At 58.1% G+C, this 14,597-nt stretch carries 11 protein-coding genes; 10 read left to right on the top strand and 1 reads right to left on the bottom strand.

Annotated elements, in window-relative coordinates; genetic code table 11:
- Positions 1-111: 111 nt before the first annotated feature.
- Positions 112-1,167 (bottom strand): PA0069 family radical SAM protein, encoded by a 1,056-nt coding sequence (locus AB5Y86_RS02715; protein WP_368192033.1) that lies wholly within the window; start codon positions 1,165-1,167, stop codon positions 112-114.
- Positions 1,168-1,340: 173 nt separating this feature from the next.
- Here AB5Y86_RS02715 and AB5Y86_RS02710 point away from each other — a divergent pair, with 173 nt between their 5' ends.
- From AB5Y86_RS02710 to AB5Y86_RS02665, 10 genes are all read left to right on the top strand, one after another.
- Positions 1,341-1,928, top strand: coding sequence for a tetratricopeptide repeat protein (locus tag AB5Y86_RS02710; protein ID WP_181281609.1), 588 nt, complete (start codon positions 1,341-1,343; stop codon positions 1,926-1,928).
- A 232-nt stretch (positions 1,929-2,160) separates the two neighbouring features.
- Positions 2,161-4,089, top strand: coding sequence for a threonine--tRNA ligase (gene thrS, locus AB5Y86_RS02705; RefSeq protein ID WP_064336042.1), 1,929 nt, complete (start codon positions 2,161-2,163; stop codon positions 4,087-4,089).
- Between the two features lie 21 nt (positions 4,090-4,110).
- The gene (gene infC / locus AB5Y86_RS02700; RefSeq protein WP_196783562.1) at positions 4,111-4,641 is read left to right on the top strand and encodes a translation initiation factor IF-3; all 531 of its coding nucleotides are present in this window, start codon (positions 4,111-4,113) and stop codon (positions 4,639-4,641) included.
- A gap of 86 nt (positions 4,642-4,727) precedes the next feature.
- Entirely contained in the window at positions 4,728-4,925 is a 198-nt protein-coding gene (gene rpmI / locus AB5Y86_RS02695) for a 50S ribosomal protein L35 (protein ID WP_005336688.1), read from the top strand.
- A 15-nt stretch (positions 4,926-4,940) separates the two neighbouring features.
- Complete coding sequence (rplT, locus tag AB5Y86_RS02690) at positions 4,941-5,297, top strand: 50S ribosomal protein L20 (protein ID WP_005336687.1); 357 nt, start codon at positions 4,941-4,943, stop codon at positions 5,295-5,297.
- A 379-nt stretch (positions 5,298-5,676) separates the two neighbouring features.
- Entirely contained in the window at positions 5,677-6,660 is a 984-nt protein-coding gene (gene pheS / locus AB5Y86_RS02685) for a phenylalanine--tRNA ligase subunit alpha (protein ID WP_016350663.1), read from the top strand.
- Positions 6,661-6,672: 12 nt separating this feature from the next.
- A complete protein-coding gene (gene pheT, locus AB5Y86_RS02680; RefSeq protein ID WP_323890065.1) occupies positions 6,673-9,060 on the top strand; it encodes a phenylalanine--tRNA ligase subunit beta in 2,388 nt (795 codons plus the stop codon).
- A gap of 3 nt (positions 9,061-9,063) precedes the next feature.
- On the top strand, positions 9,064-9,360 hold the full coding sequence (gene ihfA / locus AB5Y86_RS02675; RefSeq protein WP_005300715.1) for an integration host factor subunit alpha: 297 nt from the start codon (positions 9,064-9,066) through the stop codon (positions 9,358-9,360).
- Between the two features lie 15 nt (positions 9,361-9,375).
- Complete coding sequence (locus AB5Y86_RS02670; RefSeq protein WP_368192030.1) at positions 9,376-13,365, top strand: transporter substrate-binding domain-containing protein; 3,990 nt, start codon at positions 9,376-9,378, stop codon at positions 13,363-13,365.
- A complete protein-coding gene (locus AB5Y86_RS02665; protein ID WP_368192028.1) occupies positions 13,352-14,596 on the top strand; it encodes a response regulator in 1,245 nt (414 codons plus the stop codon). Before AB5Y86_RS02670 ends, AB5Y86_RS02665 begins: the two co-directional genes overlap by 14 nt.
- The last annotated feature ends 1 nt before the right edge of the window (position 14,597 follow it).

Genomic DNA, 14,597 nt, shown 5'->3' with positions numbered 1-14,597 from the left:
CGTTAGCCCTGTCTTTACCGGATAGCGCGATCCTGTCGCGACAATCCTTCCTATAGACCTCTTGGCAGGCAAGGACTGTGCACCTGATATATGCAGTGCATGAGAGGGGGATTAGAAGAGCGACAGCTGCTCCCCGGGGCGGATAAACCCATCCAGCCTGAGCTGAATATGACGTTTGCCCAGATCGAGGCGCTTGCTGATGAGGCGAAAGCGCTGGGCCAGCAGATCGGCAAAGTGCCCCTCACCGCGCATGCGGGTACCGAAGGCGGTACTGTTGAGCCCGCCACCGCGGCTGGCTCGCAACTGATTTAAAATAGCTTCCTTCTGGCCCGGGTAGTGGGTATCGAGCCAGTCCCCAAATAGCGGCGCCAGTTCGTGGGGTAACCGCAGCAGGATGTAATCGGCGCAGCTGGCGCCTGCCTCGGCAGCCGATTTGATGATCTGCTCCAGCTCCGGCTCATTGAGCCGCGGGATCATGGGGGCGGCCAGTACCCCCACCTGCACGCCAGCGTTGGCCAGCTTCTCGATCACTTTCAAGCGGCCTGCACCCGTGCTGGCGCGGGGCTCCAGCTGTCGGCGCAGGGTTTCGTTCAAGGTCGTCACCGACACCATTACCTGACAAAGCCCCTCCCTGGCCAGCTCGGTCAACAGATCGAGGTCGCGCAAGATCATGGCGCTCTTGGTAATGAGTCCGACCGGGTGGCGGTGTGCCAGCATCACTTCCAACAACTGGCGGGTGAGGCGATAGCGCTGCTCGATGGGTTGATAGGGGTCGGTATTGGCGCCAATGAAGATGTTCTGTGGCTGATAGGCCGGTTTGGCAAACTCCCGGCGCAACAGGTCGGCTGCATTGCGTTTGGCAAACAGCTTGCTCTCGAAATCGAGGCCAGGGGAGAGCTCCAGATAGGCGTGACTGGGTCTGGCATAGCAGTAGATGCAGCCGTGTTCGCACCCCTGATAGGGGTTGATGGAGCGCCCAAAGGGGACATCCGGCGAGCTGTTGTAGCTGATGATGCTGCGTGCATCGATCTCCCGCACCTCGGTGCCAGGCACAGAAGGAGTGAAAGCGGCATCCCAATCGGACGATTGCCAGCCGTCATCAACCGCTTCGACAAGGGGGCCGCTAAAACGGTGATCGATATTGTGGGGACTGCCTCGTCCTGCCATGGTGCGCACCTATACTGTTTATACATACAGTTATTTTGCAGGTGCCCCGGATAAATGACAACTACTGCTGATAGACCGGGTGCAAAAAGGGTTGTCGTAGGGATCTCTAGCTTGATCGCGGCGCTACATTTCGTTTACATAGACGAAATGAGAACTGGATCACGGAAATTATCATGAGCCCCACCACTTCCCGTTGGCTATTTATCGGTCTGATTGCGCTGGTTATCTGGCGTCTGCTTCCGCTCTCCACCGAGCAGGAAATGGCTGCTGCCAACCGTGCCTGGCGTACCGGTCACTTCGATGAGGCGACCCGGATCTGGTCGCCACTGGCCGATCAAGGCCAACCTCGGGCGCAAGCCTTGATGGGCTGGAGCCATGAAGTGGGGCAGGGGAGCGAGCAGGATATCCATCAGGCCATCAGCCTCTATCGCCAGTCGGCGCAGGCAGGGGATCCCTTCGGCCAATATCGGCTGGCAGAGCTCTATCTGCGCGGTGTTGGGGTCAAGCGAGATCTGCGCCAAGCCTTTCACTGGATGGATCAGGCTGCCCGCAATGGTGATGTCCCGGCCATGCTGAAAGTCGGCGTCCTTCATCTGATGGGGGTCAGCGGCAGGGTCGATCTGCCTCAGGCGAAACAGTGGCTCTATCAGGCGGCACAAAAGGGCAACAAGCTGGCGCTTCAGGTGCTGCAAGAGCTGGCGCTGGCAGAGGAGGGGAGCAGTGACTTTGACTTCAACTGGCAATCCCTGCTTGGTGAATAGTCGGCAGGCGACTCATTTGACTGTAGAAAATATCTGCAAATCCGATACAGCACGCCCGACTTCTGGTAGCATGGGACCGTTTTGGCTTGGTTTGTCACGTTAGACATGTGGTTTACGTGTCAGGCCGTCTTCGCAAAGTGCTGTGGAGAACCAGAACATCACCTTTTTGAATCTCTTTTCCATCCCGCATGTGACCTTTGGTAGGGGTCACCACTGTATAAGGAAACAAATAATGCCAATCATTACTCTGCCTGACGGCAGCCAACGTCAATTTGCCCACTCTGTTTCCGTTATGGATGTGGCTGCGGACATCGGTCCCGGTCTCGCCAAAGCGTGCATTGCCGGTCGGGTAAACGGTGAACTGGTGGATGCGTGCGAGCTGATCGAAGCCGATGCCTCGCTGGCCATCATCACCGCCAAAGACGAAGAAGGTCTGGACATCCTGCGCCACTCCTGCGCCCACTTGCTGGGTCATGCTATCAAGCAACTCTGGCCCCAGACCAAGATGGCCATCGGTCCTGTCATCGACAACGGCTTCTACTATGACGTTGATCTTGACCGTACCCTGACCGATGAAGATCTGGCTGCCCTGGAAGAGCGCATGCTGGCGCTGGTAGCCAAGGATTACGACGTCATCAAGAAGAAAGTCTCCTGGCAAGAAGCGCGCGATGTATTCGAGGCGCGCGGCGAGTCTTACAAAGTCGAAATCCTGGATCAGAACATTGCCCGTGATGACCAGCCAGGTCTCTATCATCACGAAGAGTACATCGACATGTGTCGCGGCCCGCACGTGCCCAACATGCGTCACTGCCACCACTTCAAGTTGCTGAAGATGTCCGGCGCCTACTGGCGTGGCGACTCCAACAACAAGATGCTGCAGCGTATCTACGGTACCGCCTGGGCTGACAAGAAGCAGCTCAAGGCCTATCTGCAGCGCCTGGAAGAGGCCGCCAAGCGTGACCACCGCAAGATCGGCAAGCAGCTCGACCTGTATCACATGCAGGAAGAAGCACCCGGTATGGTGTTCTGGCACAACGATGGCTGGACCATCTTCCGTGAGCTGGAAACCTTTATCCGCGGCAAGCTCAAAGAGTACGACTATCAGGAAGTGAAAGGTCCGTTCATGATGGACCGCGTCCTGTGGGAGCGTTCAGGTCACTGGGAGAAGTATGCCCAGGCCATGTTCACCACCCAGTCCGAAAACCGCGAGTACGCCATCAAGCCGATGAACTGCCCGGGTCACGTCCAGATCTTCAACCAGGGTCTGAAGTCCTACCGCGATCTGCCGCTGCGTATGGCCGAGTTTGGTTCCTGCCACCGCAACGAGCCGTCCGGTTCCCTGCACGGTCTGATGCGGGTGCGCGGCTTCACTCAGGATGACGCGCACATCTTCTGTACCGAAGAGCAGATCATGGAAGAGGTCTCCGGCTGTATTCGTATGGTCTATGACGTCTACGGTACCTTTGGCTTCGAGAATATCGTGGTCAAGCTCTCCACTCGTCCCGAGCAGCGTATCGGCTCCGACGAGATGTGGGATCGCGCCGAGAAAGCCCTGGCCGAAGCGCTGGAACTCAACGGTCTGAAGTACGATCTGCAGCCGGGTGAAGGGGCGTTCTACGGTCCCAAAATTGAATTTACCCTGCACGATTGCCTTGATCGTGCGTGGCAATGTGGTACCGTGCAGCTCGACTTTGCCCTGCCTGGTCGTCTGGGTGCCACTTATGTGGGCGAAAACAACGATCGCCACGTACCTGTGATGATCCACCGGGCCATCTTGGGTTCTATCGAGCGTTTCATCGGTATTCTGACTGAAGAGTACGCCGGTCTGTTCCCGACCTGGTTGGCACCGACTCAGGCTGTGGTCATGAATATTACGGATAATCAGGCCGATTATGCGGTGAAAGTAGCCAAAGCATTGAATGATGCGGGCCTTCGCGCAAAAGCGGACTTGAGAAATGAGAAGATTGGCTTTAAAATCCGCGAGCATACTTTGAAGCGAGTACCTTTCATGCTGGTCTGCGGCGATAAAGAAGTTGAAGCCGGTAAGATTGCAGTACGGACTCGTAAAGGGGCTGACCTGGGCACTTATCCTGTTGAAGAGTTCATCGCTCTGTTGACCCAGGAAGTTCAGACCCGCGGACAAAAGAAAGTGGAGGAATAAGCTATAAAAGGCGGAAAAAAACTGGGCAAGCAACCGCAAGCCCGCGCTCACCGGATCAATGAAGAGATCCGTCTGAAAGAAGTTCGTCTGACTGGTCTGGATGGTGAAGCCATTGGCATTACCTCCATTCAGGATGCTCTGAACTTGGCCGCAGAGGCCGGAGTTGATCTGGTCGAGATCAGTCCAAATGCTGAGCCGCCCGTTTGCCGGATCATGGATTACGGCAAATTCCTCTACGAAAAGAGCAAAACAACCAAAGAACAGAAGAAAAAGCAGAAAGTCGTCCAGGTTAAGGAAATCAAATTCCGTCCTGGCACTGACGAAGGCGACTATCAGGTAAAACTACGCAACCTGGTTCGCTTTCTGGAAGACGGGGACAAGGCTAAGGTCACCCTGCGCTTCCGTGGTCGTGAAATGGCCCACCAAGACCTTGGTATCAAGGTTCTCGAGCGCGTCAAGAACGATCTGGAAGAGTTGGCCGTAGTCGAATCGTTCCCGAAAGTCGAAGGCCGTCAAGCTGTGATGGTCCTCGCACCTAAGAAGAAATCTTAAGGCCCACAAGAAATTGACTCATGGGGCTCGCCCCATGAGTCGGTTCGCCTTGCGATTTTGTTGTCACTCACAATGCGGAGTATGAAATGCCGAAGATGAAAACCAACCGGGGTGCTGCAAAGCGCTTCAAAAAGACTGGCTCGGGTCGCTTCAAGTGCAAGCACAACCACCTGCGTCACATCCTGACCAAGAAGAGCAGCAAGCGTAAGCGTCAGCTGGGACCGAAATTCATGGTTTCTGCTGCCGACCACAAACGTGTTGTCGCTTGTCTGCCGTACGCATAAGGGGGGATGTGAAAAATGCCAAGAGTTAAACGTGGTGTGACTGCTCGAGCTCGTCACAAGAAAGTAATGAAAGCCGCCAAAGGTTACTACGGCGCCCGTTCCCGTGTTTACCGCGTAGCGGTACAAGCGGTAACCAAAGCTGGTCAGTATGCCTACCGTGACCGTCGCCAGAAAAAGCGTCAGTTCCGTCAGCTGTGGATTGCGCGTATCAACGCTGCAGCCCGTCAGAACGGTCTGTCCTACAGCCGTCTGATCAACGGTCTGAAGAAGGCTTCTATCGAGATCGATCGCAAGATCCTGTCCGATATCGCCGTTCACGACAAAATGGCTTTCACCGCCCTGGTTGAAAAAGCTAAAGCAGCTCTGGTTTAATCCAGTCCTGTTATAAACGCTAAAAGGAGGCTCAGGCCTCCTTTTTTGTATCTGTCATTTGCGGTTTTACATTACTTTTCCCTTTGTCCCATCCATATTCTGTCCACTGTTCTACACGCGCTACAGTTTTCTCCACACAAGGTGATATGTGCGAGATAACCTGTTCTACAAATGGTTTATATGCCAACAAGCAAGATGTTTATTCCACTATTTAAGGAGTGGTGGTGAACCGATAAGACTCGCTTGATATAACAAAATGATTTGTAGGGAGAAAAGCCAACCTTAGCTATGGTCAGCGAAGGGGCTTTTTTTGTATTATTCCCCTCTTGACCTTATTTAGCCTAAAGGCTCCTGTACCGGGAGTGGTGACGAGGAAGACATGCAACAGCTTGAAGAAGTAGTCGGCCAAGCCAGAGCCGAAATTGAGGGCGTGAGCGACATCGCCGCCCTCGACGAAATCCGGGTCAAATATCTGGGTAAAAAGGGCTTTTTTACCGAGCAGATGAAGGGCCTGGGTGCCTTGTCTGCTGAAGAGCGTCCCGCCGCGGGCGCCGTGATCAACCAGGCCAAACAGCAGGTTCAGGATGCGCTGAACGAGCGCCGTGAAGCCCTCGAAGTCGCTGTGCTGAACCAGAAGCTGGCTGCCGAGACCATCGACGTCAGCCTGCCTGGCCGCCGCATCGAGAATGGTGGCCTGCACCCGGTGACCCGTACCATCGAGCGTATCGAGCGCCTGTTTGGCGAGATGGGCTTCAAGGTTGCCCGTGGTCCCGAGATTGAAGATGGTTTCCACAACTTCGATGCGCTGAACATTCCGGCTCATCACCCGGCGCGTACCGATCACGATACCTTCTACTTCAATCCTGATCTGATGCTGCGTACCCATACCTCGGGCGTGCAGATCCGTACCATGGAGCATCAGCAGCCGCCGATCCGCATCATTGCACCGGGCCGCGTCTATCGTAACGACTACGACATGACCCACACCCCGATGTTCCATCAGGTTGAAGGTCTACTGGTTGACGAGCATGCCAGCTTTACCGAGCTGAAGGGCATTCTGCACGACTTCCTGCGCAACTACTTCGAGGAAGACCTGACCATTCGCTTCCGTCCTTCCTACTTCCCGTTCACCGAGCCGAGCGCCGAAGTAGACGTGATGGGCAAGAACGGCAAGTGGCTGGAAGTGCTAGGCTGCGGCATGGTGCACCCGAACGTGCTGCGTTCGGTCGGCATCGATCCGGAAAAATACTCCGGTTTTGCCTTCGGCATGGGCGTTGAGCGCCTGACCATGCTGCGTTACGGGGTCAACGACCTGCGTGCCTTCTTCGAAAACGACCTGCGCTTCCTCAAGCAGTTCAAGTAAGGGCGAGAGAACATGAAATTCAGTAAATCCTGGGTGATGGAGTGGGTCCGCACCGAGTTGAGTGACAACGCGCTGGCCGAGCAGATCACCATGGCCGGTCTGGAAGTGGACGCCGTGGAAGCGGTGGCTGGCCAGTTCAACAATGTGGTTGTGGGTGAAGTGGTCGAGTGCGCCCAGCATCCTGACGCCGACAAGCTGCGGGTGACCAAGGTCAACGTGGGTGAAGCCGAGCTGCTGGACATCGTCTGTGGCGCGCCGAACTGCCGTCAGGGCTTGAAAGTATGTGTGGCCAAAGTAGGGGCGACCCTGCCGGGTGATTTCACCATCAAGAAAGCCAAGCTGCGTGGCCAGCCGTCTCACGGCATGCTCTGCTCGTTCAGTGAGCTGGGTATCGACGTTGAAGCAGATGGCATCATCGAGCTGCCGGCCGATGCCCCCATCGGTACCGATATTCGCGACTACCTCAATCTGAACGACGTCTCCATCGATGTGGATCTGACTCCGAACCGTGCCGATTGCCTCGGTATCGCGGGTCTGGCCCGTGAAATCGGCGTGCTCAACAGCGTCGACGTGGTCGAGCCGACCTGGGCACCAGCTGTTGCCACCATTGATGCAACCTTCCCGATCCGGGTTGAAGCAACCGCCGATTGCCCCCGTTATCTGGGGCGCGTCATCAAGGGGCTGAACCTGCAGACCCAGAGCCCGCTCTGGATGCAAGAGAAGCTGCGCCGTGGTGGCATCCGCTCCATCGACGCTATTGTCGACATTACCAACTACCTGCTGCTGGAATACGGTCAGCCGATGCACGCCTTCGATCTGGCTACCCTGGAAGGGGAACTGGTGGTGCGTCGCGCCCACGCCGATGAGCCGATGACCCTGCTCGACGGCAACGAAGTGAAGCTCAAAGAGACCACCCTGGTGATTGCCGATGCCAAAGGCCCTGCCTGCATGGCCGGTATCTTCGGTGGCAACCGCACCGGTGTATCCGAGACCACCACCGACATCCTGCTGGAGTGCGCCTTCTTCGCGCCGCTCTCCATCACCGGCCGTGCCCGTGCCTACGGTCTGCACACCGACTCTTCCCATCGCTTCGAGCGCGGGGTGGATCCGCAGCTGCAAGCCAAGGTGATGGACAGAGCCACCCGTCTGCTGCTGGATATCTGCGGCGGCGAAGCGGGTCCGGTCATCGAGGTCAAATCCGATGCCCATCTGCCGAAAGCGGCCCCCATCAAGCTGCGTCGCGCCAAGCTCGACAAGGTGATCGGTATCAGCGTGGCGGATGCTCAGGTGGTCGAGATCCTGACTCGCCTCGGCATGCAGGTGACTGTGGATGCTGACGGTTGGACCGCGCTGGCACCCTCATGGCGTTTCGATATCGCCATCGAGGAAGACCTCATCGAGGAAGTGGCTCGCATCTACGGCTACAACAACATCCCGAACCTGAAACCGGCCGCCTCTCTGGCGATGGTGGAGCAGGCAGAAGGGCAGGTGACCTTGAAGCGCGTACGCGACCTGCTGGTTGACCGCGGTTTCCAGGAAGCGATCACCTACAGCTTCGTCGATCCCAAGACCCAGCAAACCCTGTTCCCGCAGAGCGATGCCATCGTGCTGCCGAACCCGATCTCGGTCGAGATGTCCGCCATGCGTGTCTCTCTGTTCCCGGGTCTGGTGCAAGCTGTTGTTTACAACCAGAACCGTCAGCAGCCGCGCGTGCGTCTGTTTGAACAGGGTCTGCGTTTCATCAAGGATGAAAGCGCCGAGAACGGCATCCGTCAGGAGCCGATGTTGGCCGGTATCATCACTGGCAACCAGAGCGACGAGCACTGGGACATCAAAACCCGCGCAGCCGACTTCTTTGATTTGAAAGGGGATCTGGAAGCGGTGCTGGACTTGACCGCCGAAGGGGCCACCTTTACCTTCGAGCGCACCGAGCACAGCGCCCTGCACCCGGGCCAGAGCGCAGCCATCCTGCGTAATGGCGAGATCATCGGCCACATCGGTGTGATCCACCCGAGCCTCGAGAAGAAGCTGGGCCTCAAGAGCCGCGCGGTGATGTTTGAGCTGGAGCTGGACAAGCTGACCCCGGCCAAGGTGCCTGTGGCAGCCGAAGTTTCCAAGTTCCCGGCGAACCGTCGCGACATCGCCGTCGTGGTCGATCGTCAGGTTCTGGCAGGTGATGTGCTTGCGGTAATTAAAAAAGTTGGCGGAAATCAGGTAGTTGGAATAAACTTGTTTGACGTATACCAGGGTGCTGGTATGGCAGAGGACAAGAAGAGCCTGGCCATCAGTCTTGTATTGCAAGACACCCAGCGCACCCTGGAGGAGAAAGAGATTGCCGAGACCGTAGACAATGTCGTGCGGGCCCTTGGTGAAGAGTTGAATGCATCCTTGAGGGATTGATCTATGGCGCTTACCAAAGCCGACATTGCAGAGCACCTGTTCACCCAGCTCGGGATGAGCAAGCGTGAAGCCAAAGATATGGTGGAAGCCTTCTTTGAGGAAATCCGACAGGCGCTTGAGCGTGGTGAACAAGTCAAGATTTCAGGCTTCGGTAACTTTGACCTTCGTGAGAAGAATCAGCGTCCCGGACGCAACCCCAAGACGGGCGAGGATATTCCGATCAGCGCCCGCCGCGTGGTGACCTTCCGGCCTGGCCAGAAGCTCAAGGCCAGGGTAGAAAATGTTGAACCCAACGAGTGATAAAAAGCCAGGCAGATGCCTGGCTTTTGTTTTCAGATGACCAAATTCCCCGTTTTTCTTCTGGGTGCCGTGCTGGCACTGCCGTTGTACGCCAAGCCTTTGCAGACCACAGTGCTGCCGTTGGCGCCGGCGACCCAGGCTTATGTAAATTCACTGAGTCAGCTTTCGCTCTGCTATCCTGCGACGCTTCCTCCACCATACCTGATGGCCGAGGGGGGACTGCTCAAGGATCGTCTTGCCCGGTTGCAGGAGCTGTTCCCGATTCCGCTGGTGCTCAAAGAGTTGCCCGATTGGCAGACATTGCGCAACGGGCTCGCAGAGGGGGAATGCGACATCATTCCCTATGTCGGAACCCGCAAGAAGGCCGTGGAGGGTATGCGGTTAAGCCGTCCGATGATGGAGACCGATGCCGCCATCCTCTACAAGGGTGAAAATCTCAAACAGGCCCGCTTTCTGGTCTACTCGGTGGCAGACTCTGCCCGCCTGCTGCACGAGCTCTATCCCCAGGCACGTATTATTTCCCTAAAAAGCGGAGAGAAGGTCTACGACGCGCTGCAGAGCGGCAAGGGGGATGCCTATCTGGGTGACTATCTGCAACTGCGCTATCTGATGCGCGAGTTTCCGGCCGATGGTTTGCGCCTGCGCCGCCTGTTTGGTGAGGATCGGATCATCAGCTATCGCCTGATGATGCGTGATCAGCCGGAGTTGGCCAATCTGGTGGACACCCTGATCCGTCATATGCCCGCCGGTACTATCTATACCGATCTGGCTCGCTATCTCGATCAGGGGTCGCTATATGTCAACCAGCCCCACTTCAGCGATACCGAGCAGGCCTGGTTATCCGGCCGCGGTCGCACCATTCGCCTGGTGGTCAATCCCGAGTTGATGCCCTATAGCGGCGTCAATGATCTGGGGGAGGCGAAAGGGTGGAGCGCGGATGTGCTGCGCTGGGTCACCCAAGAGACCGGCCTGAAATACAAGCTGGTGCCTGCCGCCAGCAAGGCGGAGGCAGTAGAAAAGCTGCGCCGTGGTGAGGCGGATATGATGGCCGGCTTGCCGGAATCCCCGGCATTGACGGATCAGTTCATTTTCAGTCGGACGATCTCCACCAACCGGTTTGCCTTGATCAGCAAGCGCAAGCTGGCTGCCGATCGCATTACCCAACTCAAACGGCAGCGTATTCTGGTGCCGGAATCCCTCTACGATCCCTCCTTGCTCGCCCTGCTCGGTGATCAGGAGTGGCTTCGCACCGACGGCATTGAGCAGGGGCTTGCCGCGATCAAACAGGGCAAGGCTGACGCCATGCTGAGCGAGCTTTATCAGCTGCAATATCCCCAGCGTACCAATTTGTTGGAAGGGTTCGATATCGAGGAGCTGGAAGATCGTTTCAGTCTTGGCTTTGCCATCAACAAGAGTCAGACCGAACTGGCCGGGGTGATGGATCGCAACCTGATGGCCCTGACCAGCACCCAGATCGACGAACTTAACCAGCGCTGGCGCCGCTTGCTCGTCGTGCAGCAGCCCGGCGTGAGCTACGCCGCCTGGTTTGGCTCCATTGCCATGGCACTGTTGATCAGCGGCATTGTCATCGGCGGGATCTGGCGCTCTCGCCAGCAACTGGCACGGGAAGTGGCCCAGCGTCACGCCGCCGAGAAGGCGCTGGCCATCGAGAGCGAGTTGCGGGAAACCATGTTTCAGGCGTTGCCGGTGCCCGTCTATCTGCGCAATAGCCAGGGCAAGGTGATCAAATCCAATAAACAGGGGCGACGTCTGGCCCTGCGCTATTCGCAGCAGTTGATGCTGCCACCGGTACAGCCCCAGAAGAGTGAAGGGGAGCTGGTGCTGGGGGATCAGGTCTTCGCCTATGCCCAACATCCGCTGCGACTGGACAAGCAGGCACCTGCCACCGATCTCATCGCCCTGTCGGATATCAGTGTGCTGCGTGAGCAGGCCCGTTTCCTGCGTCAGGCAGAGCGCCGCCTGCGCGCCCTGACCAATACCGTCCCCGGCGTGGTGCTGCAGTTTATGTTCGAGCAGGGACGGGTAGGGGGGATCGAGTTTATCAGCCGGGGCTGTTACGAGCTGCTGGGGCTGGCGAGTCAGCAGATCCGTCGTGAGCCCAAACGTGTGCTCATTATGCTGGAGCGCGAGGATCGTCGTCGGGTAAGCCGTGAGATGTTCGCCATGTTGCAGGCTGGCAAACCCTTCGCGTTCACCATGCGCTATTACCATCCGACCAAGGGTCTGCGCTGGTTGCAGCTCTATGGCCGTGGCCGCAGTCAACCGCAGGGTTGGCGAATTTATGCGGTGATGCAGGATGCCACTACCAGGGTCGAGCAGGATCAGGCATTGCAGCACTCCCATGAGCAGGCGCAACAGGCAGTTCTGGCCAAGGGGCGCTTTTTGGCCGCCATCAGCCACGAGATCCGCACGCCGATGAACGCCATGCTCGGCTTGCTGGAGTGGCTGGCCAGCACCCCTTTGTCGAGAGAGCAGGATTCGGCGCTGGCGCGGGTGCGTCAGGCGGGGGATGAGCTGCTCGGCCTGCTCAACGATGTGCTCGACTTTAGCCGCAACGAAAACAGCAAACTCTCCCTCTCGCCGCAACCCACCGATTTTGCCGAGCTGTGCGAGCACGTGGCGGCAGTGCACTGGACCAAGGCGCGGGCCAAGGGATTGCAACTGCGCCTTAAGTTGGATCCAGCTCTGCCAGCCCTGCAGACCCTCGACCCTCACCGGGTACGGCAAGTGCTCCACAACCTGCTCTCCAATGCCATCAAGTTCAGCCTGCGTGGGGAAGTGGTGCTGTGGGCCGAGGTGGTCGCATCGACCTTGCGCTTTGGTGTGGATGATCAGGGACCGGGGATCACCGCCAAGATGCGCACCACGCTCTTTATGCCGTTCGAGCAGTTTGCCGTTGAAGGGCAGCTGCGGGCGCCGGGCACCGGTCTTGGTCTGGCGATCTGCAAGCAGCTGGTCGAGCAGATGGGGGGGCTTATCGATGTCGAGGGGCGTGTCGGTGGCGGTAGCCGCTTCTATTGCGAGTTGCCCCTGAAGCGGGTGCAGCAGGAGCCGGACTGGCAGCCCAATGTGCGGCAGCTGGCACTCTCTTTACCCCACGATGAGGCGCAAGCGCTCTCGCCCTGGCTCAGTCGCTTGGGGATCGCCACCGTCAGCAACGCCGTTGATACGCTGCAAGCGGAGGTGGACGAGAAGGGGCTCTACTATTGGGCCTGGCAAGGGGAGTCCTGGGTGCCCGGGACCATCATCACCCTGCTGCAACCACGGTTGACCCCGGATCAACCGGTCGCCGGCACCCAACCAGGGCTTGGCATGCGGGTACTGCTGGTTGAAGATCACGATGTCAATCGCGAGCTGATCAGCCTGCAACTGGGGCAACTTGGTGCCAGCGTTATCACTGCCGCCAACGGGCAGCTGGCGCTGGAGATGCTGGCGCAGCAAGAGGTGGATTTTGTGCTGACCGATCTGCAGATGCCGGTGATGAACGGGGCCGAGCTGTGCAGGCAATTGCGCCAATCCGCCCGTTGGGCCCGTCTGCCGGTCTATGTGATCACCGCAGATCTCAGTGATCAGGCGGCAAGGGAGCTGCAATCCTGCGGTTGCGATGGCCATCTGGACAAGCCGGTCGCCCTCAAGGAGCTGGCGACCTTGCTGCGCCATATTGCCAAAGAGGGGAGCAATGTTGTCGCCCCGACACCGGTCGCCTCGCTGCTGACCAATGAACTGGCCGCCCTTTATCTCAAGGCTACCCGTGATGATTTGGCCGAACTTGAGCGCTGCAGCACAGAAGAAGATGAAGTTGGCGTGAATGCTGCTTTACACAAGTTGAAAGGGGCCGCCAGAATGGTAGGGGCGACTGCGTTGGTGGCGGTCATTGAAGAGTGGCAACAGGCGCCCCATCCGATGCTGCAAGCCAGATTGAACCGGGCACTGGATGAGTTCAGCCAGCAGTTTTCAAAGAGGGCTCAAGATGATCATCACTGATGAAGAATTACTGGCGTTGCTCGATTCGGAAGAGCATGAGGCGGCAGGATTTTGCCCCATTGTGCTCTATGCCCTCGACAGCTCCGCCCATGAGTTGGCCAGCACCATGACATTGCCCTCCTATGTCACGCTGCACCGTACCCGACCGGATGCCTGCTGGCAGTGGGAAGGGTTGTTTGCGGCAGGTGCCATTGCCCTTTACGACCCCGCCGCTCATCAGCAGGCGGACTACTTCCCCCAGTTGCAGCAGCATGAGGGGATTTACGCCATTGGCGAGGATTGGCTGGGTGGGCTTGCCGCCAGTTATCGTGACTGGTGCAACTGGCTGGCCGCTAACAAGGTGCTGCTGCTCGAGGATCACCCGTTTCAGGGAATGCAGCTGCAACAGACCATCGCCGGGTTGGGGCTCTCCTGTCAGTGGGTACAGGATGAATCGGCCTGTCTTGCGGCATTGTCGGCGGGCGACATCAGCCTGCTGGTGTGCGATCTCAGCCTAGTGGAGCAAGATGCCATCAGTCTGCTGATGAACCAGCCCCAGTTGCAGGAGGCCGGTCTGCCCATCGTGCTGCTTTCGGCCCATGAGCAGACGCTGATCGACGGTGCCCGCCGCCTGCTGCACGATGCCGGTTTCAACATTCTTGCAGCACTGGCCAAGCCGCTTGATTGCGACGAACTTCTCAGGTTGCTGCGCCGACTCTATCTGGGCCCGCTGCGTCAACAGCGCTTGAGCGGCCAGCGCCGCACCATCCGCCGGTGGCAGGGGGAGGTGCAGGGTCAGCTAGGGCTGCTCTCCAGTCCCGCGACCCCTCATCCGGTCTGGCTGGCGGTGACGGGTTTGCCCAGCCGCTGGGAGGCGCTCAAGGATTGGCTGACGGAGCAGTCGCGCACCCCAGCCGAACTGACCCTGCTGATCCACCGTCGAGACCACCTGCTCGGCAATGCCGATCGCTTCGCGCTGGTGCTGCAAGCCAGTTTGGCGGGGAGCAAGCTGGCGCTGCTGCTCGATAACAGCCAGCATCTGCCATTCGATCTGCTGGAGCGTTTGCCGCTGCAAGCCTTGCTGCTGGGGCAGGGGATCTTGCCGGAGATGGAGTCCTTGACCGGTGACTCCCTGCTGGGACGCTTTATGGCCCGGGTTCGGGAGCTGGGGATCGCCGTCTATCTGGATGATCCTTACAACCTGCTCGACGTCGAGGTGTGGCGAGAGCGCGGTATGACGGGGCGCTGGTAGG

The sequence above is a fragment of the Aeromonas sp. s8 genome, assembly GCF_040907785.1.
Classification (GTDB): Bacteria; Pseudomonadota; Gammaproteobacteria; order Enterobacterales; family Aeromonadaceae; genus Aeromonas; species Aeromonas veronii.
Note: the sequence above shows the minus strand (reverse complement) of the source record. Positions and strands in the feature narration are given on the sequence as shown.

Excerpts from the sequence above, each read along its gene's own strand:
- AB5Y86_RS02715 (WP_368192033.1), bottom strand. The coding sequence starts at position 1,167 with ATGGCAGGACGAGGCAGTCCCCACAATATCGATCACCGTTTTAGCGGC.
- AB5Y86_RS02710 (WP_181281609.1), top strand. The coding sequence starts at position 1,341 with ATGAGCCCCACCACTTCCCGTTGGCTATTTATCGGTCTGATTGCGCTG.
- thrS (WP_064336042.1), top strand. The coding sequence starts at position 2,161 with ATGCCAATCATTACTCTGCCTGACGGCAGCCAACGTCAATTTGCCCAC.
- rpmI (WP_005336688.1), top strand. The coding sequence starts at position 4,728 with ATGCCGAAGATGAAAACCAACCGGGGTGCTGCAAAGCGCTTCAAAAAG.
- rplT (WP_005336687.1), top strand. The coding sequence starts at position 4,941 with ATGCCAAGAGTTAAACGTGGTGTGACTGCTCGAGCTCGTCACAAGAAA.
- pheS (WP_016350663.1), top strand. The coding sequence starts at position 5,677 with ATGCAACAGCTTGAAGAAGTAGTCGGCCAAGCCAGAGCCGAAATTGAG.
- pheT (WP_323890065.1), top strand. The coding sequence starts at position 6,673 with ATGAAATTCAGTAAATCCTGGGTGATGGAGTGGGTCCGCACCGAGTTG.
- ihfA (WP_005300715.1), top strand. The coding sequence starts at position 9,064 with ATGGCGCTTACCAAAGCCGACATTGCAGAGCACCTGTTCACCCAGCTC.
- AB5Y86_RS02670 (WP_368192030.1), top strand. The coding sequence starts at position 9,376 with ATGCCTGGCTTTTGTTTTCAGATGACCAAATTCCCCGTTTTTCTTCTG.
- AB5Y86_RS02665 (WP_368192028.1), top strand. The coding sequence starts at position 13,352 with ATGATCATCACTGATGAAGAATTACTGGCGTTGCTCGATTCGGAAGAG.